General features: G+C 55.8%; 28 protein-coding genes and 1 tRNA gene. 20 read left to right on the top strand and 9 right to left on the bottom strand.

What is annotated here, in order from left to right; translation table 11 throughout:
* The first annotated feature begins 73 nt into the window (after positions 1 to 73).
* Positions 74 to 538 (top strand): translation initiation factor 2, encoded by a 465-nt coding sequence (locus JZX89_RS16775; RefSeq protein WP_207134795.1) that lies wholly within the window; start codon positions 74 to 76, stop codon positions 536 to 538.
* Between the two features lie 47 nt (positions 539 to 585).
* Here JZX89_RS16775 and JZX89_RS16770 read toward each other — a convergent pair whose 3' ends face one another.
* Both JZX89_RS16770 and JZX89_RS16765 read right to left on the bottom strand, forming a co-directional pair.
* A complete protein-coding gene (locus JZX89_RS16770; protein WP_207134794.1) occupies positions 586 to 1,728 on the bottom strand; it encodes a ceramide glucosyltransferase in 1,143 nt (380 codons plus the stop codon).
* Between the two features lie 215 nt (positions 1,729 to 1,943).
* Complete coding sequence (locus JZX89_RS16765) at positions 1,944 to 2,213, bottom strand: DUF982 domain-containing protein (protein WP_035224285.1); 270 nt, start codon at positions 2,211 to 2,213, stop codon at positions 1,944 to 1,946.
* Positions 2,214 to 2,426: 213 nt separating this feature from the next.
* Between JZX89_RS16765 and JZX89_RS16760 the strand changes: the two genes are divergently transcribed.
* Complete coding sequence (locus JZX89_RS16760; protein ID WP_052819726.1) at positions 2,427 to 2,675, top strand: BON domain-containing protein; 249 nt, start codon at positions 2,427 to 2,429, stop codon at positions 2,673 to 2,675.
* Positions 2,676 to 2,736: 61 nt separating this feature from the next.
* Here the strand turns inward: JZX89_RS16760 and JZX89_RS16755 are convergent, their stop codons facing one another.
* Both JZX89_RS16755 and JZX89_RS16750 read right to left on the bottom strand, forming a co-directional pair.
* Entirely contained in the window at positions 2,737 to 3,219 is a 483-nt protein-coding gene (locus JZX89_RS16755; protein WP_207134793.1) for a DUF192 domain-containing protein, read from the bottom strand.
* Positions 3,219 to 3,797, bottom strand: a complete 579-nt coding sequence (locus JZX89_RS16750) for a cold-shock protein (RefSeq protein ID WP_149897358.1) — start codon at positions 3,795 to 3,797, stop codon at positions 3,219 to 3,221. Before JZX89_RS16750 ends, JZX89_RS16755 begins: the two co-directional genes overlap by 1 nt.
* Before the next feature lie 192 nt (positions 3,798 to 3,989).
* On the opposite strand from JZX89_RS16750, the gene JZX89_RS16745 reads away from it, so the two are divergent.
* From JZX89_RS16745 to JZX89_RS16735, 3 genes are all read left to right on the top strand, one after another.
* Positions 3,990 to 4,430: a VOC family protein gene (locus tag JZX89_RS16745; protein ID WP_207134792.1), complete on the top strand. Its 441-nt coding sequence runs from the start codon at positions 3,990 to 3,992 to the stop codon at positions 4,428 to 4,430.
* A 158-nt stretch (positions 4,431 to 4,588) separates the two neighbouring features.
* Entirely contained in the window at positions 4,589 to 5,830 is a 1,242-nt protein-coding gene (locus JZX89_RS16740; protein WP_207134791.1) for a YcbK family protein, read from the top strand.
* A gap of 159 nt (positions 5,831 to 5,989) precedes the next feature.
* Positions 5,990 to 6,733, top strand: coding sequence for a glycosyltransferase family 25 protein (locus JZX89_RS16735; protein ID WP_207134790.1), 744 nt, complete (start codon positions 5,990 to 5,992; stop codon positions 6,731 to 6,733).
* A 366-nt stretch (positions 6,734 to 7,099) separates the two neighbouring features.
* Here JZX89_RS16735 and JZX89_RS16730 read toward each other — a convergent pair whose 3' ends face one another.
* Positions 7,100 to 8,263 (bottom strand): tyrosine-type recombinase/integrase, encoded by a 1,164-nt coding sequence (locus tag JZX89_RS16730; RefSeq protein ID WP_207134789.1) that lies wholly within the window; start codon positions 8,261 to 8,263, stop codon positions 7,100 to 7,102.
* A gap of 813 nt (positions 8,264 to 9,076) precedes the next feature.
* Here JZX89_RS16730 and JZX89_RS16725 point away from each other — a divergent pair.
* From JZX89_RS16725 to JZX89_RS16680, 11 genes are all read left to right on the top strand, one after another.
* Positions 9,077 to 10,147: a DUF4062 domain-containing protein gene (locus JZX89_RS16725; RefSeq protein ID WP_207134788.1), complete on the top strand. Its 1,071-nt coding sequence runs from the start codon at positions 9,077 to 9,079 to the stop codon at positions 10,145 to 10,147.
* A gap of 269 nt (positions 10,148 to 10,416) precedes the next feature.
* Positions 10,417 to 11,706 (top strand): ImmA/IrrE family metallo-endopeptidase, encoded by a 1,290-nt coding sequence (locus JZX89_RS28910; protein ID WP_207134787.1) that lies wholly within the window; start codon positions 10,417 to 10,419, stop codon positions 11,704 to 11,706.
* 613 nt (positions 11,707 to 12,319) lie between these two features.
* Entirely contained in the window at positions 12,320 to 12,520 is a 201-nt protein-coding gene (locus tag JZX89_RS16715) for a helix-turn-helix domain-containing protein (protein ID WP_207134786.1), read from the top strand.
* A 106-nt stretch (positions 12,521 to 12,626) separates the two neighbouring features.
* Positions 12,627 to 13,013 (top strand): hypothetical protein, encoded by a 387-nt coding sequence (locus JZX89_RS16710; protein WP_207134785.1) that lies wholly within the window; start codon positions 12,627 to 12,629, stop codon positions 13,011 to 13,013.
* Entirely contained in the window at positions 13,010 to 13,141 is a 132-nt protein-coding gene (locus JZX89_RS28785; RefSeq protein ID WP_256438145.1) for a hypothetical protein, read from the top strand. Before JZX89_RS16710 ends, JZX89_RS28785 begins: the two co-directional genes overlap by 4 nt.
* Before the next feature lie 28 nt (positions 13,142 to 13,169).
* Complete coding sequence (locus tag JZX89_RS16705; protein ID WP_207134784.1) at positions 13,170 to 13,607, top strand: hypothetical protein; 438 nt, start codon at positions 13,170 to 13,172, stop codon at positions 13,605 to 13,607.
* Positions 13,600 to 13,914: a hypothetical protein gene (locus tag JZX89_RS16700; protein WP_207134783.1), complete on the top strand. Its 315-nt coding sequence runs from the start codon at positions 13,600 to 13,602 to the stop codon at positions 13,912 to 13,914. Before JZX89_RS16705 ends, JZX89_RS16700 begins: the two co-directional genes overlap by 8 nt.
* Positions 13,915 to 13,986: 72 nt before the next feature.
* Positions 13,987 to 14,274: a hypothetical protein gene (locus JZX89_RS16695; protein WP_207134782.1), complete on the top strand. Its 288-nt coding sequence runs from the start codon at positions 13,987 to 13,989 to the stop codon at positions 14,272 to 14,274.
* 251 nt (positions 14,275 to 14,525) lie between these two features.
* On the top strand, positions 14,526 to 14,666 hold the full coding sequence (locus JZX89_RS16690; RefSeq protein ID WP_207134781.1) for a hypothetical protein: 141 nt from the start codon (positions 14,526 to 14,528) through the stop codon (positions 14,664 to 14,666).
* Positions 14,663 to 15,031 carry a hypothetical protein gene (locus JZX89_RS16685; RefSeq protein ID WP_207134780.1) on the top strand — a complete coding sequence of 123 codons (369 nt, stop codon included), beginning with the start codon at positions 14,663 to 14,665 and terminating at the stop codon, positions 15,029 to 15,031. The genes JZX89_RS16690 and JZX89_RS16685 overlap by 4 nt, the downstream gene beginning before the upstream one ends.
* A 135-nt stretch (positions 15,032 to 15,166) precedes the next feature.
* On the top strand, positions 15,167 to 15,523 hold the full coding sequence (locus JZX89_RS16680) for a hypothetical protein (protein WP_207134779.1): 357 nt from the start codon (positions 15,167 to 15,169) through the stop codon (positions 15,521 to 15,523).
* A gap of 1,150 nt (positions 15,524 to 16,673) precedes the next feature.
* Here the strand turns inward: JZX89_RS16680 and JZX89_RS16670 are convergent.
* Entirely contained in the window at positions 16,674 to 18,017 is a 1,344-nt protein-coding gene (locus JZX89_RS16670; RefSeq protein ID WP_207134777.1) for an AAA family ATPase, read from the bottom strand.
* A complete protein-coding gene (locus JZX89_RS16665; RefSeq protein WP_207134776.1) occupies positions 17,986 to 18,174 on the bottom strand; it encodes a helix-turn-helix domain-containing protein in 189 nt (62 codons plus the stop codon). Before JZX89_RS16665 ends, JZX89_RS16670 begins: the two co-directional genes overlap by 32 nt.
* A gap of 944 nt (positions 18,175 to 19,118) precedes the next feature.
* On the opposite strand from JZX89_RS16665, the gene JZX89_RS16660 reads away from it, so the two are divergent.
* Positions 19,119 to 19,385, top strand: a complete 267-nt coding sequence (locus JZX89_RS16660; protein WP_207134775.1) for a hypothetical protein — start codon at positions 19,119 to 19,121, stop codon at positions 19,383 to 19,385.
* Between the two features lie 139 nt (positions 19,386 to 19,524).
* On the top strand, positions 19,525 to 20,175 hold the full coding sequence (locus JZX89_RS16655; protein ID WP_207134774.1) for a hypothetical protein: 651 nt from the start codon (positions 19,525 to 19,527) through the stop codon (positions 20,173 to 20,175).
* Positions 20,176 to 21,013: 838 nt separating this feature from the next.
* Here JZX89_RS16655 and JZX89_RS16650 read toward each other — a convergent pair.
* Positions 21,014 to 21,089: transfer RNA gene (locus tag JZX89_RS16650), tRNA-Lys, on the bottom strand.
* 281 nt (positions 21,090 to 21,370) lie between these two features.
* Between JZX89_RS16650 and JZX89_RS16645 the strand changes: the two genes are divergently transcribed.
* Both JZX89_RS16645 and JZX89_RS16640 read left to right on the top strand, forming a co-directional pair.
* Positions 21,371 to 22,117, top strand: a complete 747-nt coding sequence (locus tag JZX89_RS16645) for a cytochrome c biogenesis CcdA family protein (RefSeq protein WP_149897361.1) — start codon at positions 21,371 to 21,373, stop codon at positions 22,115 to 22,117.
* A gap of 103 nt (positions 22,118 to 22,220) precedes the next feature.
* Complete coding sequence (locus JZX89_RS16640; protein WP_207134773.1) at positions 22,221 to 23,159, top strand: AEC family transporter; 939 nt, start codon at positions 22,221 to 22,223, stop codon at positions 23,157 to 23,159.
* Here the strand turns inward: JZX89_RS16640 and JZX89_RS16635 are convergent.
* A complete protein-coding gene (locus JZX89_RS16635; RefSeq protein ID WP_207134772.1) occupies positions 23,143 to 24,351 on the bottom strand; it encodes a UbiH/UbiF family hydroxylase in 1,209 nt (402 codons plus the stop codon). The genes JZX89_RS16640 and JZX89_RS16635 overlap by 17 nt on opposite strands.
* Positions 24,352 to 24,520 lie beyond the last annotated feature (169 nt).

Below are 24,520 nucleotides of genomic sequence, written 5' to 3'. Positions count from 1 at the left end.
ATATTGATATTATTTATTCGAAATACTACTTTTATTGCTGCATGTATTAATCGTTTTTATTTTTGGAGATACAATGTTTAAGTTTATTTTTACTATTTCAGCCGCCGCTTTGCTTTCGTCTTGCGGCTCCATTACGCGTGGAACCGAAGAGGCGGTGACGATCATCTCGGAACCGCCGGATGCGGTTATCACCACATCGCTCGGGCAATCATGCCCGAAGTCTCCATGTACGCTGGTGGTCAAGCGTAACCAGAGTTTGATCGCTCATGCTGAAAAGCCTGGCTACGAAAAAGGCTCTGTCGCCATTAATACGAAAATGAGCGGCAAGGGAACGTTGGGTTTGGCCGGCAATGTGATCGCCGGAGGTTTGATCGGTGTCGCCATTGATGGCGCGACCGGGGCGGGGCTCGACCATTATCCCAATCCCGCGACGATCGTGTTGAAGTCGATTTCGATTTCCAAGGCAAAGCAAAAGCCGGTGACAAAACCGAAGCCCGTCAAAACTGCTCCCGCCAAACCGTCCGTTCCGACGTCGTGAAGATAATCTGCGGCTCGCCATCCATGGCGGGCCGCCTTGGTCTCAGATCAATCCGCCGAAGGCCCGGCCAAAGTGCTCTCAGCCGTGCCGATCGTCATGACATTGCCGCGCCATGCCACGGCGCTGCCGATCCAGCTGCGCGCCCAGACGACGGGCATGATCATATCCCGGGCGATCATGGCGGGCAGCGTATAGAGGGATAGCGGCCAGCGGTTGAGGGCTGCGAGCACCAGTTCCGGGACATACATGATGGCAAGCACGGCAAAAGCGGTGATGGCGAGGTTCATGTCCATCATCGCAGCGGCAGCGAGCGCGAAGAGCAGCGGGGGAAGGGCGCCGGTCAGGATTTCCGGTGCGAAATATTGCGGGAAGGTCACGCGCCTCAGCCGCGCCCAGCGGGTCTGGCGTGACCAGATTTCGCCGACATGGCGCTGGCCGAGCGGTTGTTCGAAAGGCGGCGAGACCAGATGAACCCTGCGGCCGGCATTTCGGACCAGTTTGGTCGAGGCGGCGTCTTCGGCGATTTCGGCGGCAAGCGCGCGGATGCCGCCATGGTCTTCCAGGAAGGGCTTGTTCCACAACATCGACTTGCCCTGCGCGAAACCGATGCCGGTTGCTTCCGCCGCATATTGCCAGCGGCCCTGCGAGCCGTTGAGGAAGGCGCATTCCACATGCGCCCAGAAGCCCGCCGGACGTGAGCCGAGGGGCGGCGAGCAGACCAGCCCGCTATCCGGCCGCCAGGCCGACATCATGGTCGCTACATAGGATTTCGGCATCAGCACGTTCGAATCGGCAAGGATGACCCATTCATGCCGGGCGGCGCGCCAGCCCTTGACGCAATTGTTCAGTTTCGGATTGGCGCTGATGCGGTCGTCGCCGATGAGAACCTGTGCCGAAATCGTCGGGAAGGCAGCACTTGTCCAGCGTACCTCATCGATCACCGGATCGAATTCATCGGCAACGCAGAACAGCAACTCGTAATCCGGCCAATCGAGTTCGAAAGCCCGCGACAGCGTCAGCGGGGTGAAATTTTCCACGCCGCGCAACGGAACCACGATAGAGACCGGCGGTTTTTGCCGCACAAGAGCGTTTTCCGTGTCGCGCCGCCTCAGGCGCCAGCCGGCCAGAACGATGCCGAGAAGATTGAAGGCAAGCAGCAGAATTGCGCAAAGGGCAAAGACAGTTTCCATGCTGGCCAGTTCCACTCCCTAGCTTGCGGCGGTTCACCCGCCAACCGATTCCATGGAATTCGTCTTTGCCGATTATAACGTTTAGGTGACAGTTACATGTCATCATCGGCGGGCGGGCAGGCTGTGTGGCGCAGGAAACGGCGCTTAAGCACCTGGCTTGCGTCAAAGAAAAGCCCTCCGCAGAGAAGGGCCCAATCGTCACCATGGCATGAACTTTAGTGGATGTTCAGAATATGCGCGTGACTGCTTGCGACGAGAAACGATTCCCGGGCTTTTTCGATGTCGCACCTGCCGGCGATAGCATCGAGGCAGTTTCTGCGCGCTTCTTCATATTCCGGCCCATGTTCTTCCGGCCAGCGGTACATCAGCATGTCCAGCGCCACCAGCGGGCTGTAGATTTCCACGGCGACGCACAGCGGCAGGTGGATCGCCACCGGCTTCATCCACGAGGCGTGGTGACACGGCTCGGTTCTGTTTATCAGCATATCATTCTCCTCCCTGTTTCAGGTGCCTTGAGGGCTGTTCTCTCTCCCATGCGCGTAATGCCCGCCTCACGAAATGGTTCCCGATCACCTAAAATGTGATCGATTGGGGGGTTCCAATTTTCCAAGATGAATGGAAGATGAACGAATTGATGAACCGGAGATGAACGAAACCGCTATTGGCGCGTTGTAATGTCCATAAGAAGGAGAACGCACATGTTCAATCTGTCAGGCATTCAGGAGAGCTTTTTTGGAGACCGCATGGCTGGCGTATGCCAGGCGATCACCTCGGCGCTCGCCTTCGAAACGGGGCTTGAGAAGTCGCGTATTTCCGCAAGCGTCGAAAATGACGTGATCTATCTTGAAGGCACGGCTGATTCGGTCGAGGCAATCGATATCGCCATCAATCTTGCCGCATCTATTTCCAATTGCCGGATTTTGAGTCATATCGAGCCGGTTTACTGAACATTGCACCGGCCGGGCGAAACATCGTCCGGCATCATTCAGATGCAATAACGCGGCAATGTCATTTCCGGTTGCCGATTTGCCCGCTGCGGACCATATCGCCCGGCTTGATGCCATAGCGTTTTGCGGTGCCGCCATTCAGTTCAAGCACAAATTTGACCGGACCACGGGAACTGATGATCGCTTCCGAGTGCGGAACCGCGTTTTCGTGAATATGGGTGATTCGCCCGTCACGGGCGATGAACAGCATGTCGAGCGGGATGAGCGTGTTGCGCATCCACATGGCCACGTCGCGTTCCTGCCCGAAATCGAACAACATGCCGTTTTCCAGCGGCATGGACTTGCGGAACATCAATCCCTGTTCGCGCTGCGCATTGTTCACCGCCAGTTCCGCAGTGAAGTCGTGGTTTTTTCCTGAGGTGGTTTCGATCGTCAGCGGCTCGGACGTGAAGGTCTGTTGCTGAGCCTGAACAGTCCCTGCGAGCGTGAAAAAAAGAAGCGCCATCACGGCGCTCTTCACGATATTTCCCAACAGGGCGGTCATCAGTGCGACATCCCGATCGAGGCGGGGTTGTCGGGGTGGATTTCCGCCGCCATCAGGCCCTTGTCGCCATCACCGAAACGCACCAACACCACCTGGCCCGGGCGAAGTTCCGTCAGGCCGAAACGGCGCAGCGTTTCCATATGCACGAAAATATCTTCGGTGCCTTCACCGCGCGTCAAAAAGCCGAAACCCTTGGTGCGGTTGAACCACTTGACGATGACGCGCTCAAGCCCGCTCGACGCCGTTACCTGCACATGGGTGCGCACCGGCGGCAGCTGGGAGGGGTGAATGGCGGTCGACTGATCCATCGACAGGATGCGGAAAGCCTGAAAGCCGCGGTCGCGCCGCTGGATGAGGGCGACGATGCGGGTGCCCTCCAGAATGGTCTGGTATCCATCCCGGCGCAGGCAGGAAACGTGCAGCAGCACATCCTGCATGCCATTATCCGGCACGATGAAGCCGAAACCCTTGGCGACGTCGAACCATTTCACGACGCCGGTGATTTCGGTCAGGTCGACGGCATCGCCCGAAAGGTCCTCGACATCGACTATCGTTTTCGATGACATCCTATCAGCCATATCCTGCCAACCCCTCAAATACGCGCCATACACTGGTCAACTGATTCCTGTTTACCAGATTAACATCTTGGTAACGGTTTCACGCAAGCCCTAGTTTTTGATTTGCGTAGCTGCTTTTATGTCGCCGTCCTTGTCCGGGGCTTGCCATCATGCGTTTAACGGCTCCGGACCCTTGTACTGGAGAGGAATATAATGCGGTATCTGCACACGATGGTTCGCGTCAATGACCTTGGCGAATCAATGAAATTCTATTGCGACCTGCTGGGTCTCGAGGAAATACGCCGAATCGAAAACGAAAAAGGCCGTTTCACTCTGGTGTTTCTTGCAGCGCGCGATGACATTGCTGCGGCTAAGGAAAAAAAAGCGCCGAGCCTCGAACTCACCTATAATTGGGACACCGAAGATTACACCGGCGGCCGCAATTTCGGCCATCTGGCCTACGAGGTCGACAATATCTACGACTTCTGCGCCCGGCTTCAGCAGAATGGCATCGTGATCAACCGGCCGCCGCGTGACGGGCACATGGCCTTCGTCCGTTCGCCTGACGGTATTTCCTTCGAGATTCTGCAGAAGGGCGAAAGCCTCGCACCAGCCGAACCGTGGATATCTATGCAGAATACCGGTTCCTGGTAAGGGATTTTCCCGGCCAATAGCGGCGTTTTCGGGCGCTCTTGCCTTGTCCCGACGGGATGAGGCATAGTCCGCGAATCGAAACGGCCCGTCCCGTTTGGGAAAAGCACACGATTCCGTTCCCGTGCTGCTGTTGGAAATGCAAGATACGGAGGCCACCCATGAAAACTGTCGAGGGCGCGAAAGGACGCGTTTCCTGTCAGCGTCTCGTCATTGCGGTTTCGCTGCTGGGGCTTTCCGGCTGCGTTTCGGCGGTGACGGATGACGAGATGGCCGCCAATACCAAAAAGCCGGCAATTGCCGCACAACAGCATCCGCAGACGGCCGCAGCGGCCGTCGCCGCGCCTGCGGCTGGCGCTCAGCCGGGGCATTATGTTGACCCTGCCGTTGCATCGGCGTCCGGCGGGGCCATGCCCGTCCAGCCGCAGACATCGGGTGGCCCGGCGCAGGTTTATGGTGCCGCCGCCGATATTGGCGGGCTTACGACGCAGCCCACGGCAATTTCCGCCGGTACATCCAGCATCTATTCCACCGCCCGCGCGGCAGTGCCTTCGGTTGCGACGGATGGTTCCGCCGCCGCGCCATCGCAGAGGATCATCCCCGCCGTCAGCAGCGTTTATTCAGCGCCGGCGCAGCCGCAACTCCAGCCGCAACCTGCCTCAGCGCCAGTTCCGCTACCGGTAGCGGAACAGCACAGCGAAAACCGCCAGCCTCTTCCTACACCCGCACCACAACAGCTTGCAGCCGCCGCTGCGCAACCCGCAGCAAACGCGGTGCCCGCAGGTGAGAAGCAGGAAAGCGAAGGCACGGGCGTAACGCTTGCGGCATTTTTCGCCGGCGCCGCCAAAAAACGGCTGCCGAAAATGATCGAAAACGGTACCGCTGCAAATACCGAGGTTGCGGCGCTATCGGGCGCAGCGGACCGGACGATGGGTATTGCGCTTTCCGGTCGCTCGATGATGTCTGAGGAATTTGACGATGCGCATCTCGAAGATGAGGATGACCAGCCAACCGGCCTGATGAAGCTTGCGTCGCTCTCCGGCCTGACCCGTGTTTCCCCGAACGGTCTTTTCCTGCAGACGGACAATGTCGAAGTCGGCTGTTTCAAGCCGGAACTGGTCCGCATGATCAAGGACGTCGAGCGGCATTATAACAGCCCGGCCATCGTCACCTCGGGCTATCGGCCGCCAAAGGGCGTGAGGCAGGGTTCCAAGCACTATACCTGCGATGCCGCTGACATCCAGATCAAGGGCGTCTCCAAGTGGGAACTTGCCACCTATCTGCGTTCCCTGCCTGAGCGCGGTGGCGTCGGCACCTATTGCCACACCGAATCGGTTCATATGGATACGGGCGAGCCGAGAGACTGGAACTGGCGCTGCCGCCGCACTGCCGCGCGCAAATAAAAACCAGCGACTCCATGCGTTTCGGGGCTGGAACTTCCTGCCCCGTAAATCCCGGTATTCCGCCTGACGAGATCGCGCCTTTTCGGTGTCCGAATGGACGTCGCGCGCGCCTTGCTGTAGGAGACGGTCTCCCGTCTTCATGCGCATGGTGTGTTCTGAATGCTGCCGATTTCCACTTTCCCCATCTACATCATTTCCATTGCCCGGGCGCGGGCGCGGCTTGAGAAGATGCTGGAGAGCGTTGTCGGGCTCGGGCTGGATCTGCGCCCGGTGGAAGGTGTCGACGGCAAGACTGTTCCGCCCGCCGAATGGACGGATTTCGACCGGCGCGGTTTCGAGCTGCGCAATGGCCGCCATGCGCTCGCCGGTGAATATGGCTGCTATGCCAGCCATATAAAGGCACTGGAGATATTCCTTGCCACCGATGCGCCGGTGGCTGTCATCGTCGAGGACGATGTTGCCTTCACCCCGGAGTTTTCCAAACGGGTCCAGGCAATGGTTGCGGTGATGCCGGAAAACGCGATCGTCAAACTGACCAATCATCGCCGCAGCGGTTTCAAGGGCCGGAAAACCAGCGCGCTTGGCGATACGCTTGGCCGCTGCATCTATGGCCCGCAGGGATCATCCGCTTGCTACATCATTTCGCGGGGCGGGGCGGCGCGTTTTCTCAAAACTGCAAGGGTGATGACGCTGCCTTTCGACCGCGCCCTGGAATGCGGCTGGGGCTATGGCACGCAAGTTTATGTCACCGACAAGGATTTCCTGCCATTCGGCGACCCGGACACGCTGGTCGGCACCCGCGCCGAATATCGCGGCAGCAAGTTCGCCCGCATTAAACGGATTCCGGCTTATCTCTCGAGCTTCTATGACAATATTGCGCGGTATGTTTATGCTTATCGCTAGCGCGGCGGGCAGGGCTGTTCACGCGCAGGCTGCATGATCGGGTTTCACCTTAGAGCCTGAATTGGCGAAAGAACAATGAGACGGGCGCGATTATTTCTGCGCTCCGAAATTGCTGGCGCAGATGTCCAAGACACGACGACGCCAAGCTCTCTGTATCGACAAGTCTCTGTAAATTAACGGGAAAATAAATCTGAGGTGGTGAGAGCGCAGGGATTCGAACCCTGGACCTACTGATTAAAAGACTTGTAATAAAGACAGTATTTGCAAGCCTTCTAGGCGGTTATGATCCATCTATGTTCCATGTAAGCCAATGCACCACGCCGTAACGGGCTGTAACGTGGCGCATTGTGTGGCAATGGCCGGGGCCTACAAATCTACCTTATCCATGATGGACGCATGATCCTCAGACGGGAATAAATGCCCGTATCGACTCATTGTAATATGGAATGAGCTATGGCCTGCCAGCGTCTGAATCGCCTTTGGCGTCATACCTCGCTCAATCATGGATGAAACGAAAAAGTGCCTCAGGCCATGCCAACCCGTCTCCGTTCCCGCCTCCTTCAGAATAATATTCCAAACCCGCTTGACGAAATTTGTGTGACGAGTGAAGCCGCCCCGCGCGTCGGGAAAAACATAATCATCATCTTCCGGGTAAAGCGTTTCTGTCCGCCATTGCTTCAGGTCCGCAATCAAGGCCTTGCCCATGGGAACGGTCCGAGTCCCAGCCTTGGTTTTCGTCACGTCGATTTTACCGAAAGCATCAACGGATTGGACAACGCTGATAACGCCTTTTTCAAGGTCAACGTGTTTCCACTTCAACGCCCATTGCTCAGACGCGCGTAAGCCTGTCCGGGCTGCAAACTCGATCCTCAGCGGGGCTGCGACGGGCTGTTTCGCCCATGCCGGGGGCAATTCCTTGGCGGCTTTCAGGATCGCGCCTAGTTCTTCCTTTGCCGGGGGCGTGACGCGCGCGTACTCCTCGCCACGCTTGCCGCGCACCTTTGTTCCTTTGGCGTTGTTTACCGCAACCATATCTTTACGGCGGGCATGATCCATGCAGCGGGCCATTGCACCCATTACACGCCGTATCAAGACGATGCTAAGCCCGGCTTCCTTTAGCTTATCTGCGTGCGTCTGAAAAACGCCTGTCGTGGCGTGCATCAGTTTGATTTTTCCAAGCCCTTCAATCTGCGGCTTTTCAGGCGGGATATTGTTTCCCATTATCCACATATCAAGCTGTTGCTTTGTGTTGGCGACATACATTCGAGTCGCTTCGCCCCGGACCTCTCGCGCGTCCAGATCGGCGCTAAACTCTTTGATGGCGTCGGCCACGGTCAAGCCCTTGGCGTCGGCTAGAAGCGTGCCCGAGACCTCTTGCGCCGTTACCTCTTTAAGTCGCGCGTCGGCTTCCTTCTTTGTGCTGAATTGCTCTTTGTGGCGCTTGCCCTTTGGGTCGGTATAGGCCACGCGCCACGCCTCGCGCTTTTCGCCGCTGGCCGTTTCCCACGTTCTTTTGCTTACTGCCGCCATGACTCGCAATCTCTTTTTGACCTAATTACATTATGGAACATGGATAGGTTATGGCCCATAGCTGCGTCAATACGGAACCGGCACGACGCAGCATTTCATTTCGGGCTAGGACAGCAGAGGCGGGCAGTTAAGGGGCGAAAGCCCCGATAAAGGGCAGAAATGGCCACAGACGGTCATGGGCGCGCTTTCATGCCGTCGTGATGCATTCCCAAGTGGCTGGGGCGTCGTTTCACCTTCCTTGGCGAACGTTGGCGGGAAATTCTGGCCGGTGATAGCCATTCCCTGCGGCCTACGGCCTAGGGCTAACGCGCTGCGCTTGTTTCTGCCCGCCTCTCTGCATCCAGAACGCGAAAACCAACCGACCGACAAAGGCAAGCTCGCATTTCGGATTATGGGCATGGGCCGTTACGCGCCAACCGGCATAAACTGCAACGCGACATGGACCGCGCCTAGGATCGCGGCACAAGCCCCGACGAACCAAAACACGGGGAACGGAAACGATACGGCGCGGGGTGCGGAGTCAAGACGCCCCGGCAAAAGGAGACGCAGACAAACAAAGCAGTGGATGGCCTTTCGCGCCCCTCGAGCCGCCACAAGTCACCCTAATGAGATGCTTAGTCTCCTTGGACTGCCAGAAATGCGGGGCTTTCGCGTGTCGTGTGGCGGTATCCGTGGCAATGCAGGGGCACTATGCGCAGCCCCACGTAGAATGTGGGGGCCGAGAGGGCGCGCGGAAGCATTTCTATCGATTGCCGCCTCGGATTTTTTCGTTAAAAATGACCGCTATTCGGGGGACGGACAAAGGTCACGGCAGTGCAGGAAAAGCGATATCAGATATTCCTAAGTTCAACTTTCACTGACCTGAGGGTGGAGCGACAAGCCGTGCGCGATATCATAATTAGGGGCGGTGATTTTCCCATCCAGATGGAAGACTTCCCAGCAAGCGACATTGACCAGTTAGAATATATTAAGCCCCTCATCGAAGAGAGTGATTACTACGTCCTGATAATCGGAGGGCGGTATGGCACAATTGCAGATGATGGCCTTAGCTATACACACAAAGAGTATCAACACGCAAAACGGTGCGGCGTACCCGTGCTCGTTCTGCTCCACGGCGATCTCGGGTCCATTCCGGCAGAGAAGTCGGAAGAAACCAGCGCCGGACGTAGGCGTCTTAATGACTTCATAAACGAGGCCCAAAGCGGACGACTTCGCAACACTTGGACCAATATTGATAATCTCAAACTCCACATGATGGAGGCGCTTTATCACGCCAAGGCTGCACATCCGAGAATTGGATGGGTCAGAGGCGACTCAGTTGCTAGCACTCAAGCCTTGGAAGAATTGAACACTGTCCGCAAAGAGAATGAGAAGTTTCGTGATGTTCTGGGTAATTTTTCAATTGAGGTTCCTATGCCTCAGTTGCCCCCTCCAGAAAACGATGTCCATATAAAGCTTCTTTCTAATCGAAATGCCCAAGGCTATGAGGCTGGCAAGATTGGTAGTAATGCCGTCGTCAAGGCTTCGTGGATAACATTGTTCCCAATTCTCTACTCAAATTTGAGCTGGTCCAACGACGAGTATAGTCCCGAATATCATGGCATTGATCGTCGGGAGTCTTGTTTAGCGATCGGGTCGGCTATCGCCGGTGAGATAATTCGCGACGATACGTCAAAGCTGTTCAAGATATCTGAGAATACGCTCGACCTACTGGTAAGTTATTACATCGAAGTGGGTTTGATGAAGACCGATGGAGCAAGCCCATTCACTACGAACGCTGAGCACCTCGCTAGGCGTCACCTTATCAACAATACAGGAAGGCCTGTCTTCACGGTTATCGATGGGGAGGTGGATGTAAGCGACTATGATGACATACCCTTTTAAGGTTTACCTCTTTTCGGCGTTAGCCGGGAAGAGGTAACCGGTCCTTGTGTAGCGAATGTCGGATTTACCTTACCATATGAACCGGAGGGGATAGGTTTCCTCCTTCTATGGTGGGCTGTAATTGATTCTGTCTGTCACCCAAAGCAGGGTACGCATGAACGTGGGACGGCAAGGATTGTGGGGATTGCTGGCGAAGCATTAACTTACCAGTAGGAAATAATAGAAAACGACTGGATAATCATCCTGCGGTTGCGCATCGAGGATGAGTCGTGAGTACCACCGAAAGAGGCGATAAGCTTGAAGATGCCTTTTACAATTTCCTTCTCGATCAACAAAATCGAGGAGAGGATGTCTATTGGACAATCCCACATGGAAAGTGCAAGATTCTCAAGAAAAAGAAATATCCGTCGAAAGACCGTGGCGCGCCTGTCCAGTTCGATATCGTTATCGAAACTTATAGACCGGGAGCGGAAGTACCATCCTTCTACCATGTGTTTGAATGCAAGAACTACTCTGGTAGCGTTCCAGATCACTACGTCCGTGAATTTTCGGACAAACTCAAAGAGCTATTTCCCCACAAACATAAAGGAGTGATGGTTGTTTCATCCAAGCTGCAATCGGGCGCACGAAAACTTGCTGAGAGCAGAGGAATAGCAATTGTAAAATACGCGGCGCATGGTGTAGAAATTCTAGCCGACCGCAGACTACGGCCATTTGTTAGTCACAGCTCCATCAAATCGCAGATTTTCCGGGAAGAGGCTCGTGCAACTGAGCTAAAGTTTTCCGCCTATTCTGAAGGCAACTATTTCAGTACCGTGGAAGACTTTCTTGCGAGTACCCACCTTGGGAACGAGTCGCCTGAGGTCCGTAATGCGGCTGCGAAACCCTCGGCCCCTTATGTCTCGTCTGACGAAATGAGGAGGTCCACTGAGGCAGTTCTAAATCAGATCAATTACGAAGCAGGTTGCGTCGATCTGACAAAAATATGCAAGGCCCTAGGCATCGATCTAACATACTCCGATAGCGTAGTAACGGACGCTGATGGCCTACAAATTCTAGGCACAGCTAATTTCGATTTAAGAACTATCGAAATTTACTCCCACCAAGACGGTAATCAAAAACGCTTCACGCTATGCCACGAAATAGGTCATTTCTATCTGAGGCACGACCGATACCTGCGATCAGACAAAATATTGGCAAGAGACTTAGAAATTAGTGACGAGTCGGAAAACACGTTCAACTACGAGCGCCTCGAATTCCAAGCGAACGCTTTTGCAGCCGATCTCATCCTCCCACACCACGCATTTATACGCGCAGTGGCAAAATATAAAGTCGAACTTGAGATTAAATACAAAGGCCACGGATATATATTCGTAGATAACCAGCCGGAAAACCTGTTTACCTATGAGAAGTTTCTCACGCTTTTGTCGATCGAATTCGAGGCATCCAAACAGGTGATCGAAATCAAACTTAAAAAGATGCAGTTGTTGAACGATCAAAGGGTAGCTAGCCGACCGACACCGGTTGCCCGGTTGGTTGGAAACATATTTGAACCCTAGCCAATCAGTGGAAGCCTCAGCGAGGCTCCCGTAGATCGTTTAATTAAGCCAGGACGGCTCATCGTCCATCCTGAAGCCGCTGTTGCTCTGGAACAGTTCAATGAACGCCTCGTAGGCTTTATCCCGGCGACCCTCTAGGTGCTCCTCGTGGGCCTTGTCGGTGTTCCTCGCCATCCGCCCATTAGCCTACAGCCATCGCAAGCACGTCCATACGGTCATCCTTTGCCTACGGGCTTACGCCCTAGGGCCTGCCGCGCTGGCCCTTGGCCACTGCCCGCCCTCTCAGGATAGCGGATCGCCATGCTCCAAAACCTCCGAAATGAGGGCCGGGGCGCACGATTCATGCGGGGCTGGACTCCAAATCGAAATTAAATTCCAATAAATGCATGTGAAGCGTTGACACGGGAAGGCAAACGGCTGTAAGGGAATGCAACGGAATGAAAAGGGCCGCGCCGCTTTGCGGGCTTCAGACGAACCGTTTTGCTAGGCCTCTGGCCGACTTTCATTACATCGACAGAACTATGTCAGCGGGCCTTAGCCTAGCAACGAATAGCCGTGACCTGAAACCAGAGGAACCGAATGGAACCATCGACAGAAAAGGAGACTCAAACGCATGGATGCAACACCTAACCAAACTCAAATGATCGTAGGCGCAAAGAACATTGCAACCGAAACCGGCCTTTCCCCGCGCCGGATTTACGCCCTCGTAGATCAGGGCAAAATTCCAGTCTTGAAAATCGGCTCTAGCATTGCGATCCGCCGCGCCAGCCTCGCCGCATGGCTTGACGGCTTGGAACGCAGCACGGCGCACTAAGCCGCCGCCTAGACGCACCACTACACCACGACAATTTGACGAATTGGCCCGCGCGAAAACAAGCGCCGGGAAGCGTCAGACCGCGACCAAAAAAGGAGGATCAAACATGACTTTCGAAAACGTTCTGGCCTATGTGCGGCCAGATTATGCGCCGGGAACAACGGTTTATGGCCTGCTATTTCCTGAGTGTGAAATTCAAATCACAAAGGCCGATGCGCAGCACGGCACCGTAACAACCACGATCAAAGGCGCGCGGGCAGGCGATACGATGCGGGGCCGAATTTCATCTTTCATCGACTTGGCGCGCCGCGACAAAGCCGCCGTCTTCATCGCGACAGACGACGCCGGGCAAACCGGTTTCATGCGCAAGCTCATGACTCAGGCAATGCCGGAAATGCAGGCGACAGACGCGGCGGAATTCGTTTCTGGCAACTTTGCCGGTTGTGGCGCGACACACCATAGCATCGAGCGGATTCAGGAATTCGCAGCATGACCCGGCAGCAAGACGAAGACAGCCGCAAGATTGCCGCCATGCTGGCCCGCAAGCCGATCAAATGGACGCCGAGCGCGAATTGGCGACAGGCACAGGCACCACGACACGAAAACGACAAGCACCGGTAACGGCGCACAACGAAAAGGAGAAAGTTATATGACGGAACAAAACACAACGCAGCCGGCAGCACCGACACAAGCCCCGGAATGGTGGCGCGGCAAATTCATTCTGGCATTGATGGACAACACGAGCCGGGCCGAAGGTGAGCGCGCTAAGCTGGGAATCATCTATGAGGTTCAAGGCGTTTACGGCGGGCGTCTCGTCACTGAAATTCGCATGGCAGACGGCACGCTTACAAGCAGCGCTTTGCCCGTCAATTTCTTCGAGATTGACCGCCTTACTTCGTCGCCCGACGTGAGCAAGACAGGAACCCGCATGTTCTCTAGCTACAGCGATGCTATGGCCTTTGCGGTCGCGGCTGGGGCGGACACACCACTAGGTGATTTGACGCCGGAACAGGTCGCAAGCTATCGCGAGTCACTAGCCAGTGACAATGAAGGCCAGGCCAGTGACCGGACCCGCCGCAATGCCTAACGCAAAGCCGGGATCGATCGCCAGCACCGCCGAAACTGGGCTTACTGCCGTCGCTCTGACGATGGACGGCACGCGCCGCACCGCCGAGTTTTTCCGCGTCAAAGGCATGGACGTAACGAATTCTGAGTTGATCGTGGTTCCGCTGAATCACCCCGACTCTGAGCCGTCGCGCCTGCCGCTGTATGCCAGCCATTCCGAAGAAACGGGCCTGCCGTCGCACATGGTGTGTGACACGCCCCAGCTTGCTTGGGAATACGCGAAAATTCATGGCTACAAGGTCAAGCCATGCGTTTCTGAAGCCGCGTAAAACTTCAAAACCGACCGACAAAATAAGGCCTTTGCATGGGGCAGGGCCTACTAACCAACAGGAGGAAATTCAATGACATACCTAAACGGCTTTCACATCGTGGCACGCACGAAAGAGCGCGATATCACGTCCGATTATGCAATCTACAAGGTTGTAGAACAGCTTTCCGACAACCTTATTGCGCAGCCCGTGGCGACCGGCGGCGAACCGCTGAAAAGCGAGCCTTGCGCCATTTTCGGCGTTACGCGCCTGAAGGCTGGCAAGCTTTTCGCCAGCTATAACGCAGCGCTTCTCTACGACACCAAAATGCGAACCGGCAACCTACCGACTCAGAAAGTCCGCGTGCCTATCACCCGATAACAAGCACCGGCCCGGAGGCTTTCCCCTTCCGGGCCATGCATCGAGACACGATAACAAAAAAAGGAGATGACACGATGAAAGGAATTGCAACACACACAACTGACGCACGGGCCAGCGCCACGACGGAAAGCGCACCATACCGGGCCGCAACGGTCAAAATGAAACACCTGTTTTCAACTGGTCACTGCCTAGAGACATTCTTGCGCGACGACGGGCGGACGCAAGTAAGCTGGCGACCCGGAATCCCGCCAATGACAAGCTACCCAAAGCGCGCCGCAGTCCTGCCGCACTACCGGGCAGCGCTAGACAACTGGCACGGCTTCCTAGGCCGCGAAACTGACATTATGGGCGGTTTTCCCGACACGATGACGGTTGAAAGGGGCTTGGCATGACAGCAAAAACAGCCGCAAACACGAACCGCAGCATGGCGGCGCACGATATCAGGATTGCAGGATTCGGCCCGGTTGCCGCTGCCGCCTCAGACTTCCATGGAGGGCGCGTTCTCGCGACCTTTACCGCACATATCAAGGCCATGGACGCGACGTTTATTGATCTGACGCTTTCCCACCACGACATGAATAAATTCATGGTGACTGTGACGGCGAAAACCCGCATGAGTCAGCCCATGCCCATCACGCCCGGTGGATCAATGGAGCGGGCCTTGGCTGAAGCCGCTGGCAAGGCTTGGAACCGCCTAAGTGTTGAGGATATATGCTACTTGCGCCAGCTTTACGCCAGCAGAGCGAAGGTTGCGTAAGGTGATAACCGCTATTCTTACCCCACCAATGACGCGAATTTTAAGCGACGACATGCCGTGATGATTAATCACCCATGACGGACGGAAACGCTCGAAATTCCCGCCAATATCCCCAAACTGAAAAGGAGGACACCATTGAACGACAATGACAAGCTTTACACCATCGAACTAATCGGTTCGCACCTTGCCCGACATGTCGAAAGCGGAATCGAAAACAATCAAGGCAAGCGAAAGAATTTCCCGACTACCCGCAGCGCCATTCCACCGCTTTGCCGCGACCTCATCCAACGAGACCATAATCCTGATTCGAAAGCGTCTATCGTGCGCCGACGCGAAAACGGATCATTCATGCAGGTCATGAAAGGAAACCGAACCCTAGGACAATGGGCGGACTTGGATGCAACGGAAAGCGAACTGACCGGACCTCGCATTACGAAATTCAAGCCGTTTGACGGCTCAGCCTTCGACAGTGGACAGCGCAAGGCCGCATAGCATCGATTTTAAGCCCTACCATTGACGAGAATTTTAAGCGTTTGGGTGTCTGGACGGATAGTCGCCCACCTTGCCCATGATCGACAGAAATTCGCGTCAATGTAGCCCCTACCTTTTGAAATATGGTTTTGGAATTTTTGGAACCCTTTTGTTTCAGGATCGCAAAACGAGAAACAGGCACCGGCAATTGAGCCTCTCCCTGCGGCCTACGGCCTAGGGCTAACGCGCTGCGCTTGTTACTGCCCGCCCTCTCTGCAACCCGGGGCGGAATGGACGAAAAGCCGCACCACAACGAACCATTGCGCCATTGAACCGTTACAGCCATTGCGCCATGCCGTGCCAGTTGTGCCAGTGAGAGGCGGGCAGTCGCCACGGCGCAAGCCGGGGCAAAAAGGATTCCATTCCAGCCCTGCCGCGATCCGGGCCATACCAGCTATTGCCCCGCTGATTTTCCATTACGCAATTTAAGTCAAGCAAATGACGCAAATATTCCATTACCTTTTCTTGATCTACTGATTTAATGAAACACGATAAGCCTTAGTGACGATTTTCGAAAACCGTCGCTTCGCCATTGTGAGCATTTGCTCATGACGCGAACATTTGCCCCTAGGCCTGATTCTGCAGGGCTACGCACGAACCCACCTCTCCGGTCCTCAGAACATTGACCCATACAGATTCGAGACCACGCCCCCCCGGTTGTGCCTTGGTCTCTGGCACCCTGACCATAGGCTGCGCTAATGCAACCTCGCATGACTTGGCTTGTTCCGCATCATCGAATGACTTCGCAACGTTGCAAGCCCGGCATAGGCATTGCGTATTGCTTGACAAATGATCGACGCCATTCGTTAAGGATTCCACATGATCCAACTCCGGGAGTCCCATTGGTTAGGCGTGGATCGATTGCACCGCGAATGACGTTGTTATTGCTGACTTCCATTTTCATATTTCTCCTCTCCGTTTTCACCACCACCTTTCCACCACCTTTGTGTTTTGCTTTGCTTTTGGTAGTCGCGGCCCAACACCTGAGACCCTTGCTAGATGGGGGTGTCACCACCACCACCTAGTAGGGGTTATAGGGGTGTGGTGGTGGGAGGCTATTTCCACCATGTTCACCACCTTTGAAACTCAAAAGGTGGTGGGTCGTTTTCTGCTATCCGTCATCACCATATCGGTGCGAATATTCGCTGTCCGTTTCTCTCAAAACGAGAAACTTCCTTTCCCGTCCATTCGGCCCCTTTACCGTCTTGATATCCAGTTTATCGCCAGTAAGTCGACTCACTGCTGACTTAAAATCGCCTTCTGTGAAGCTTGTAGGTCTCATTGCGTGCAACTCATTTGCAGCGCGATATTCAGGGATGTAGGGCGTATTAAACGCAAGATGTCCCTTTCCCCTCCAAAACTCGTCAAGCCTTGTCAGAACCTCGCGTTCAGCATCGCCACGTCGCTTTTTTTCCTCGGGCGTTGGCGGCGCATTCTCGTCATGCAAAACGAAAACACCCCTTTGCCATTTGACGACAAAGCCTTTCCCCTTCTTGCCATAGTTCGACTTGGTATTCCTGATACGGCGCAAGTTGCCGGACTCGTCCTTTTCTTCCGTCATGAATACCGCCGCGCGGACCGAGTTGAACCACGCCGTTGAGCCTGATTTGCCCGTGCCTGACTCAATGCCGGATTGCGACGGATGATAAAGCAGGACAACGGTAACACGCTGCGCAATGGCTAAGGTGCGCAACATAGCCACGAATTGACGGACTTGAACGCGCTTAATCTCGTCACCGCCGAAAAGGTCCGCCGCTGTATCGAGCCACAAAGCCACGGGGCGCACGCGCTTGACTGTCTCGACAAGCCTATGCCACGTCTCAGTCGGTTGCATCTGGCCTTTCTTGTCTGGTTCGCTCAACAACGGGTCTTTATCGGCCATGGGGATCAAATGAAGCCCGTTAATTTCACCGCGCGCCACGCCCTCACTTCTTGCGATGTCGTGGAACCGTCGCTTGAATTCGTTTTCATCGTCTTCCGCGCCGAGATAGATCACCGGCCCGCCCATGACGTCACGACCTAGGAACGTCTTGCGTCTCAGGGCAGTGACAGCCGCCGCTTGCGATCCAAGTAAGGATTTGCCCGTGCCGCCCTCAGCCGATAGAATGCCGACCTGATATAGCGGAAACATGCCATCCCAATACCACTCCCGCTTAGGAACATCGTCGTCATTCCAGTCTTTCATTTGGACAGACTCAAGCGGCTCGAAATCGCTCGTTGGCACATCAGAATCATATTCATCCGGGGCCGGTTTTTCGTCATATTCCGGCACGAAGTCATATCGGTCCGAGTCGTCATAAGGCTGACGATAATCGTCTTCCGTCGCCTCGTATCTTTCGCGATGGATTTCTTCTAATTCGAGTCTTTGCCTCTCAGGCGCGTAGGCCTCCCATGCTAGGCGTTCTTCCTCATTAATGGTGGAATTAGTCATGCGCTGCCGCTTCAAGGCCAGCAATCCACGACTCCAGCGTTGCGCGACGGATTGCGATTGATCCGCCCATCTTGAACACAGGGATTTCCTTGCGTTCGCTCATGACGTGGACGCGCTGGGCCGGAACCCCGATAACCTCAGCAATGTTTCGCGCGCCTACGATAACCTCAGATTTTTGCATTCTTCCTCCTTTTTCGAAACGATGCAGGAACGGAAAAAACGCGCCGATTGGATGCAGCCTTGGGCCGCGCCAAAATGGCGTTTGTCATTCCTAGCGATGTAATGATTGCTTGCGGATCGCATGGGCCAGACGTGGCGCGATTCCGATTGCGAGAGGATTTTAGGATCATGGCGGGGTGCAGGTCAATACATTTTATTACATGATTGGTATTTTGCGGCCTGCATACCCACTTCAATTGCGCTTCTTTCCTCAAGGCCAGTCAAGCCACGTCAACACGCCGTAGGACACGCCACCCGAAGCGACACTTCCCCATTTCGTCACTTTCGCCGCGTTATCCATAGAAGGGCGGGCAGTTAAGGGGCGAAAGCCCCGAAAGGCCGATAGGCCGTAAATCCGAACCACAGCGGGGCAGGGGCTGGCCATACTGACACCGGCCTTGCGACACACGCCACGAAAAACGGATTGCGCGTCACGGGGCAGCTATGTGGCGAAATGGTAAAATTCACCCGGGTGTTTTGCACCGTAGTGGATTGCGTCTCGTCACTGGTGCAACCCAGTAGGAGAGGCCATTCCCTGCGGCCTACGGCCTACGGCCTAGGGCTAACGCGCTGCGCTTGTTACTGCCCGCCTCAGCAGGCCACACGGCTGGAATGGATTGTGACGCATCGCCTAGGTCCGGCAATGGAACATGACTAGCGGGCAGCAAAGCAAAGGGCGATAACCCGCGCAAGAACGGCGGTAGCCGGTCAATACGATCAACGACCCCATTTCATGGCTTCGCCGTGTCTGCGCGGCTGCGCCTTACTGCCACCCGCAAGGCTCTCCAGCGATAAAGGCCGACAAGGCAAACCGATAGGCTAGCAGGTCAGTTGTTGCCGTGGGCCTTTCCAGAACGCGGACGTTTGTGCGAAGCTATCGGCTGACAAAAACAGGATGGTGATAAAGTGGGAAATTTTAAAGTGCCTAAGGCGGAAAACGGCTTCTACCACAAGGGCGTAATGACGGGTGTGTTGGACTATCGCTACAACTACGAACTTCAGCGCGGAGATATTCGATGCACCGGCCCTGCGGACAAGGAGGGTCTTATCACCTTTTTCACTGATATTGATCCAGACGTGGAGCAGATTGTGGTTTACGTCGATGGGAAGCCTGATGAATGGTATGCACTTGAGGACGGTCAGTGGAACGACATTAGGCCAGTAACTAAATGATGGCTAGCCTAATTGGGGCGTCTAGCGCGATTAGATATTCGTCTAGAGCGAGCATTCGAAAAGCTGTATTTGCTGAGATGGTTGAGGATTTGAACTTTCTATAATAGTCCGACAGCCGACGAAATTTGGATTGAATGGCATGGAGACCACCGCTCATTCCGTGTGCGCGCATCTTGAATCGTGCTGGCAGTGGCTGGCTGTGAATCTTACAGCTTTGAATACCGTCCCCGTTGCGGTTTATTCGGCAATAATCCTGTTTCTTGTGAAGGAGGCGCTCGAATGGCGTCGTCGCAAGAGAGCCGATGATCGCAAAATTCGCGTTTACAAAATGGTCCTTGCGCACGAGTGCGAGCGCATTCACTGGTTTGTTAAGTCGATGAGGGACAAAGCTCTGCAAGTTAGGCGGGCCAGGGGTGGGTACATAGTACGTTCAGATGCAAGCGGACGCATACGGTTTGTACATATGAGGACGACCGTGGAAGAGGGGTCGAGTTCGATGCTTCCCAACGTTCACGAAGCCGCATTTGAAAAATATGCAATCGAGGTCGCTTATTTGGATGAGCAGTTTGCTCAAAAGGTAAGGGCCGCAGTGCAGGCGGCTTTGACCCTTAAGCACATTCGAGCAAGTGTGATAGACTATGCTGACCCCGAATATGAGTATGCCAGCGACGGCTTCTATAGTGCTTTCTGGTCTTATGTTGATCGGGAGTTGGAGGCCACGTTCGAACCAGTTGCCGATCTTTACATGGTCTGCACAGGCAATGTTCTGTCCAATTTCAGCCTTCTCTAAATTTCCTCTGGCTCCTCATTGCCGCTCCCCTTCCTCATAAGCCGTACCGTGTAAGTGTCCCGGCGCTCCCCCCCATGCACTCTGCGATCCTGCTATGCTGCACTGTGGCAGGCAATATGCGCAGGTGTCGGTTTGCCTCCTTTCCGGTTTGGTGTCTGCGTCTTCAGAATCGCGATGGTTTTGCTTTCGATGTCCTGATTTTCCGGGGTGAAGCGGCGCGACGGCCTCCGGGCTGTGATTCCAGATATCAACGGTTTGGGTAAAGCGTGCCATGGCGGCGGTTCCTTGTGGTGGATTGTGGATCGCTATGTATCCCGGATCGCGCTAGTTCATGCCGTGGTTTGTGCGTGGCGAGCTTCAGCGGTTGATTTTGATGGATGCGGCTGGAAATGGCCTATAGGCGTCCATGACTCGCTATGGCCGAAACAGCGTGACGTGCCTTTAGTCGGCCTCACTGCCGCGCCTACGGCTTGCCACTGCCTGCCCTCTATTTTTCGGTGAGCAGGACTCGACCAGAGCCAGCAATGCTAGGCCGTAGGCGCAACGTGGCGCGTCGAACAATACGAATGGGAAATGAAAGAGGGAAGGAAAGCAGCTGTTGCATTTCTGCCGAGGCGCGCGCCAGCGGGCCGGGAATGACTCGATTCTGTACGCCTAGGCCGTCCAAACCTGACCGTGATCCACCATGTTCCACCGTGGTCATGATCCAAATGTGTTCCATGTAACCGCCGGTAACAGGATGTAAAAGCCCAGAAAACAAGGGATTCCACTGTGTCGGGTTTGGAACATAAAAAGGCCTCATCGATTCCGACAAGGCCTTGATCTCTTTGGGGAATTTTGGTGAGAGCGCAGGGATTCGAACCCTGGACCTACTGATTAAAAGTCAGTTGCTCTACCGGCTGAGCTACGCTCTCCCGTGTCGGGGCTGATTTGCCCTTCGGAAGTGCGCGGAACATAGGTAGAGCGATCCGTTCGGTCAACCCAAAAAAAGCGCTTTCGACAATCAATCTGGTTTTTTTTGTCGCACCCCCAAAAAGGTGATTGGAGAGAGGGGGCGGCTGGGGATAAAACCGGCTTCAGGCGTGTCGGGTAAACGGGTGAAATCGTTTTGCAGCAATGACATGCACGAAAATGAAGCGTGAAGTGCGGGCGAATCTTCAAAATCGCGGCGGCTTTGCGGGATGCGGAGTTCTTCTTGTCGATTGCCGATATTTCCCTGTTCAGCGCGCTCCTGGCCGGCGCTCTTTCGTTTCTGTCGCCCTGTGTGCTGCCGCTTGTGCCACCCTATCTCTGTTATATGGCCGGTGTTTCCGTCGAGCAGTTCAAGACGGAGGAGACCGCGCCGCGGCCGGAGATTCGCAGGGCCGTGATGTTCTCGGCTTTCTTCTTCACCCTCGGTTTCGCCACTGTTTTCGTGGCGCTGGGGGCAGGCGCTTCGACGATCGGCACGTTGCTGCGACAGAATCTCGATATTCTCGCCAAGATCGGCGGTTTCATCATTATCCTCATGGGCCTGAATTTTCTCGGCGTGTTCCGCATCGGCCTGTTTTCGCGCGAGGCGCGGTTTCAGGGGGCGGGCAAACCGGCAACGCTTTCCGGCGCCTATGTCATGGGCCTTGCCTTCGCCTTCGGCTGGACGCCCTGCATCGGTCCGGTTCTGGGGGCGATCCTCGGGGTTGCCGCGTCGCGCGAGACGGTTGGCGACGGCGCGATGCTGCTTGCCGTCTATTCGCTCGGTCTTGCGGTGCCGTTCTGGATTGCGGCGGCGTTTTCCGGTTCCTTCATGCGTTTCCTCGTGCGCTTCCGCCGCCATCTCGGTCTCGTCGAAAAGGTGATGGGTGTGCTTCTGGTGCTTACCGGTATCGCTTTCATGTCGGGTTTCATCACCAACGTGGCGATCTGGTTCCAGGAGACCTTTCCGATCCTGATGAAAATCGGCTAAGCCTCTCGCGGACTTGGAGCATTTCTGCTTTTCTCCGAAACGCGAAAACGCTCTACCTCTTTGTTTTACGCACTTTTGACGGAAATGCTCTTGAGGAACGACCGTGGCTGATATCGTTGGATTGCTGTTGCCGTTTTTCGGCCTGATCTTCATCGGTTACGGCGCGGCGCGGATAACAAAACAGCCGGTCGAGGCGATGGGCTGGCTGAACACCTTCATCATCTATGCGGCCTTACCGGCGCTGTTTTTCAAGCTGGTGTCGAAAACGCCGGTGGAAGAGCTGGCGCGGATGGATTTCGTTGCCGCCAGCCTTGCCTGCACCTATGGCATTTTTCTGCTGGTGTTCCTGATCGGCCGGTTTGTCCGCAAGAACAGCCTCGCCGAAACCACGATCCAGAGTTTCGCGGCAAGTTACGGTAATATCGGTTACATGGGGCCGGGCCTTGCGCTTCTGGCGCTTGGCGAAAAGGCGGCGGTGCCGGTGGCGCTGATCGTCTGCCTTGAAAACGCCGCGCATTTCATCGTCGCGCCGGCGATGATGGCGGTTGCGGGCGGCGACAAGCGCTCGGCTGGAAGGCTTGCGCTGGATGTGGCGCGCAAGGTCATTACCCATCCGTTCATCGTCTCGGTGATTGCCGGATTTCTCGCCGCTTCGCTGTCATGGCAGCCGCCGGAGGCGGTGCAGCGGCTTGTCGATTATCTGGCGCAATCGGCAGCGCCCTGCGCGCTGTTTGCCATGGGCGTGACGCTGGCGCTTCGGCCGATGAAGCGCGTGCCGGTGGAGATCAGCTATATCGTGCCGGCCAAGCTGATCCTGCATCCGCTCGCTGCCTATCTGGTCCTGTCGTCGCTCGGGCGGTTCGAACCGGTGTGGATCTATTCCGCCGTTCTGCTTGCTGCGCTACCGACCGCGACGAATGTCTTCGTTATCGGTCAACAATATCACGTCTGGCAGGAGCGCGCGTCGGCAACGATCCTGATTTCGACGGTGCTGTCGGTCTTCACGCTGACTGGCGTGGTGTATTTCATCCAGCCTTTTTGAAGCTGCCGAACAGCAGCGAGGGCAGGGCCTTCAGCCCACGGCCCGGCTCGATGCCTTCGCGCATGACCATGCTTCTGAGCGTGCCGATGCCGGAGAGGACATGCAGACCAGCCGCGCGCGCCATCTGCACCGGCAGGAAATCGGAAAGCAGGGAGCGATTGAGGAGATCGACGCTGAGGGTACGCGTGTAGACATCCGCGCGTCGTTTGCGGTCGAAGCTGCTGCCGGCGTCTGCTGCTATCGGCCGGTCGGAGACGGCGCCCAGCAGTTCCGTCAGCACGATGATGTCGCGTAGGCTGAGGTTCAGCCCCTGCGCGCCGATGGGCGGAAAACCATGCGCCGCCTCGCCGATCAGGGCCACGCGGCCCTTTCCGAAGCGGTGCGCCGTCATGGAAGACAGCGGCCATGCCTGCACGCTGTCCTCCACGGTAACAGCGCCGAGCATGGATTGCATGCGTTCCTCGACCTTCAGGCTCAGGGCTTCCAGCGGCAGCGCCGTCAGTTCTTCCGCCTGCTGTGGCGTGACGACCCAGACGAGGCTGGAGCGGTCGCCGGGCAGGGGAACCTGCGTGAAAGGTCCGGTCGGCGTGTGGAATTCCGTCGAGACATTGCCGTGCGGCCGGCTGTGGCCGAAATTCAGGACGATGGCGGTCTGCGGATAGGACCAGGATTTGACGCCGATGCCGGCCGCATCCCGCACCATCGATTTCCGGCCATCCGCGCCGATCAGGAAATCGGCGGAGATGATTTCACCATCGCCAAGCGTTACCGAGACGCGGTCGTTGCCGATGTCGATTGTCCCGGCCACGGTGTCGAGACGGGTGATATTGTGTTCCTGTTCGACAGCTTCGCCAAGCACGCCCAGAAGCGCTTCGTTGGGAATGTTCCAACCGAAGGCGTCGAGCCCGATTTCGGAGGATCGGAACTGCACCGTCGGCGCGCGCAGCAGGCGGTCGGTGCCGTCGATGATCTGCATGGTGGAAAGACGAGCGGCGGAAGGGGCGATGCGCGACCACAGGCCGAGGCGGTCCATGAAGCGGATCGACTGGTCCATCAGCGCCGTGGTGCGCCGGTCCTTCCTGTCGCTTGAAGGTGCGATGAGCGCCACGTGGCGGCCGGCCCGGGCGAGTGCTATGGCCGCGATCTGGCCCGCAAGTCCCGCACCGATGATGGCGATATCGAAGTGTCTCATGGTCCTGATCCGTTGTTATTTCCAGAGCATCATAGAGGCTTTGCGCGGGTAAATCCACTTGGACGCCGCAACATCCGGGCGCAAACATTCGTTGGTTGCGCCACTATATTAGTCTTAGGATAAGCGGATTGAGCCGGTTGCAAAGCGTGGTGAATGGCCGCATACCGGA

It is taken from the genome of Agrobacterium burrii (genome assembly GCF_017313405.1).
GTDB classification, from domain to species: Bacteria; Pseudomonadota; Alphaproteobacteria; order Rhizobiales; family Rhizobiaceae; genus Agrobacterium; species Agrobacterium burrii.
The sequence above is the reverse complement of the archived record's forward strand: the minus strand, read 5'-3'. Positions and strand labels throughout refer to the sequence as shown.

Bases quoted from the DNA above. Each gene is read 5' to 3' on its own strand.
- JZX89_RS16695 (WP_207134782.1), top strand. From the start codon at position 13,987: ATGACATACCTAAACGGCTTTCACATCGTGGCACGCACGAAAGAGCGC.
- JZX89_RS16770 (WP_207134794.1), bottom strand. From the start codon at position 1,728: ATGGAAACTGTCTTTGCCCTTTGCGCAATTCTGCTGCTTGCCTTCAAT.
- JZX89_RS16750 (WP_149897358.1), bottom strand. From the start codon at position 3,797: ATGGCTGATAGGATGTCATCGAAAACGATAGTCGATGTCGAGGACCTT.
- JZX89_RS16690 (WP_207134781.1), top strand. From the start codon at position 14,526: ATGACAAGCTACCCAAAGCGCGCCGCAGTCCTGCCGCACTACCGGGCA.
- JZX89_RS16755 (WP_207134793.1), bottom strand. From the start codon at position 3,219: ATGACCGCCCTGTTGGGAAATATCGTGAAGAGCGCCGTGATGGCGCTT.
- JZX89_RS16745 (WP_207134792.1), top strand. From the start codon at position 3,990: ATGCGGTATCTGCACACGATGGTTCGCGTCAATGACCTTGGCGAATCA.
- JZX89_RS16655 (WP_207134774.1), top strand. From the start codon at position 19,525: ATGGAGACCACCGCTCATTCCGTGTGCGCGCATCTTGAATCGTGCTGG.
- JZX89_RS16730 (WP_207134789.1), bottom strand. From the start codon at position 8,263: ATGGCGGCAGTAAGCAAAAGAACGTGGGAAACGGCCAGCGGCGAAAAG.
- JZX89_RS16635 (WP_207134772.1), bottom strand. From the start codon at position 24,351: ATGAGACACTTCGATATCGCCATCATCGGTGCGGGACTTGCGGGCCAG.
- JZX89_RS16775 (WP_207134795.1), top strand. From the start codon at position 74: ATGTTTAAGTTTATTTTTACTATTTCAGCCGCCGCTTTGCTTTCGTCT.
- JZX89_RS16735 (WP_207134790.1), top strand. From the start codon at position 5,990: ATGCTGCCGATTTCCACTTTCCCCATCTACATCATTTCCATTGCCCGG.
- JZX89_RS16710 (WP_207134785.1), top strand. From the start codon at position 12,627: ATGACTTTCGAAAACGTTCTGGCCTATGTGCGGCCAGATTATGCGCCG.
- JZX89_RS16685 (WP_207134780.1), top strand. From the start codon at position 14,663: ATGACAGCAAAAACAGCCGCAAACACGAACCGCAGCATGGCGGCGCAC.
- JZX89_RS16715 (WP_207134786.1), top strand. From the start codon at position 12,320: ATGGATGCAACACCTAACCAAACTCAAATGATCGTAGGCGCAAAGAAC.
- JZX89_RS16765 (WP_035224285.1), bottom strand. From the start codon at position 2,213: ATGCTGATAAACAGAACCGAGCCGTGTCACCACGCCTCGTGGATGAAG.
- JZX89_RS16705 (WP_207134784.1), top strand. From the start codon at position 13,170: ATGACGGAACAAAACACAACGCAGCCGGCAGCACCGACACAAGCCCCG.
- JZX89_RS28785 (WP_256438145.1), top strand. From the start codon at position 13,010: ATGACCCGGCAGCAAGACGAAGACAGCCGCAAGATTGCCGCCATGCTG.
- JZX89_RS16740 (WP_207134791.1), top strand. From the start codon at position 4,589: ATGAAAACTGTCGAGGGCGCGAAAGGACGCGTTTCCTGTCAGCGTCTC.
- JZX89_RS16760 (WP_052819726.1), top strand. From the start codon at position 2,427: ATGTTCAATCTGTCAGGCATTCAGGAGAGCTTTTTTGGAGACCGCATG.
- JZX89_RS16700 (WP_207134783.1), top strand. From the start codon at position 13,600: ATGCCTAACGCAAAGCCGGGATCGATCGCCAGCACCGCCGAAACTGGG.
- JZX89_RS16665 (WP_207134776.1), bottom strand. From the start codon at position 18,174: ATGCAAAAATCTGAGGTTATCGTAGGCGCGCGAAACATTGCTGAGGTT.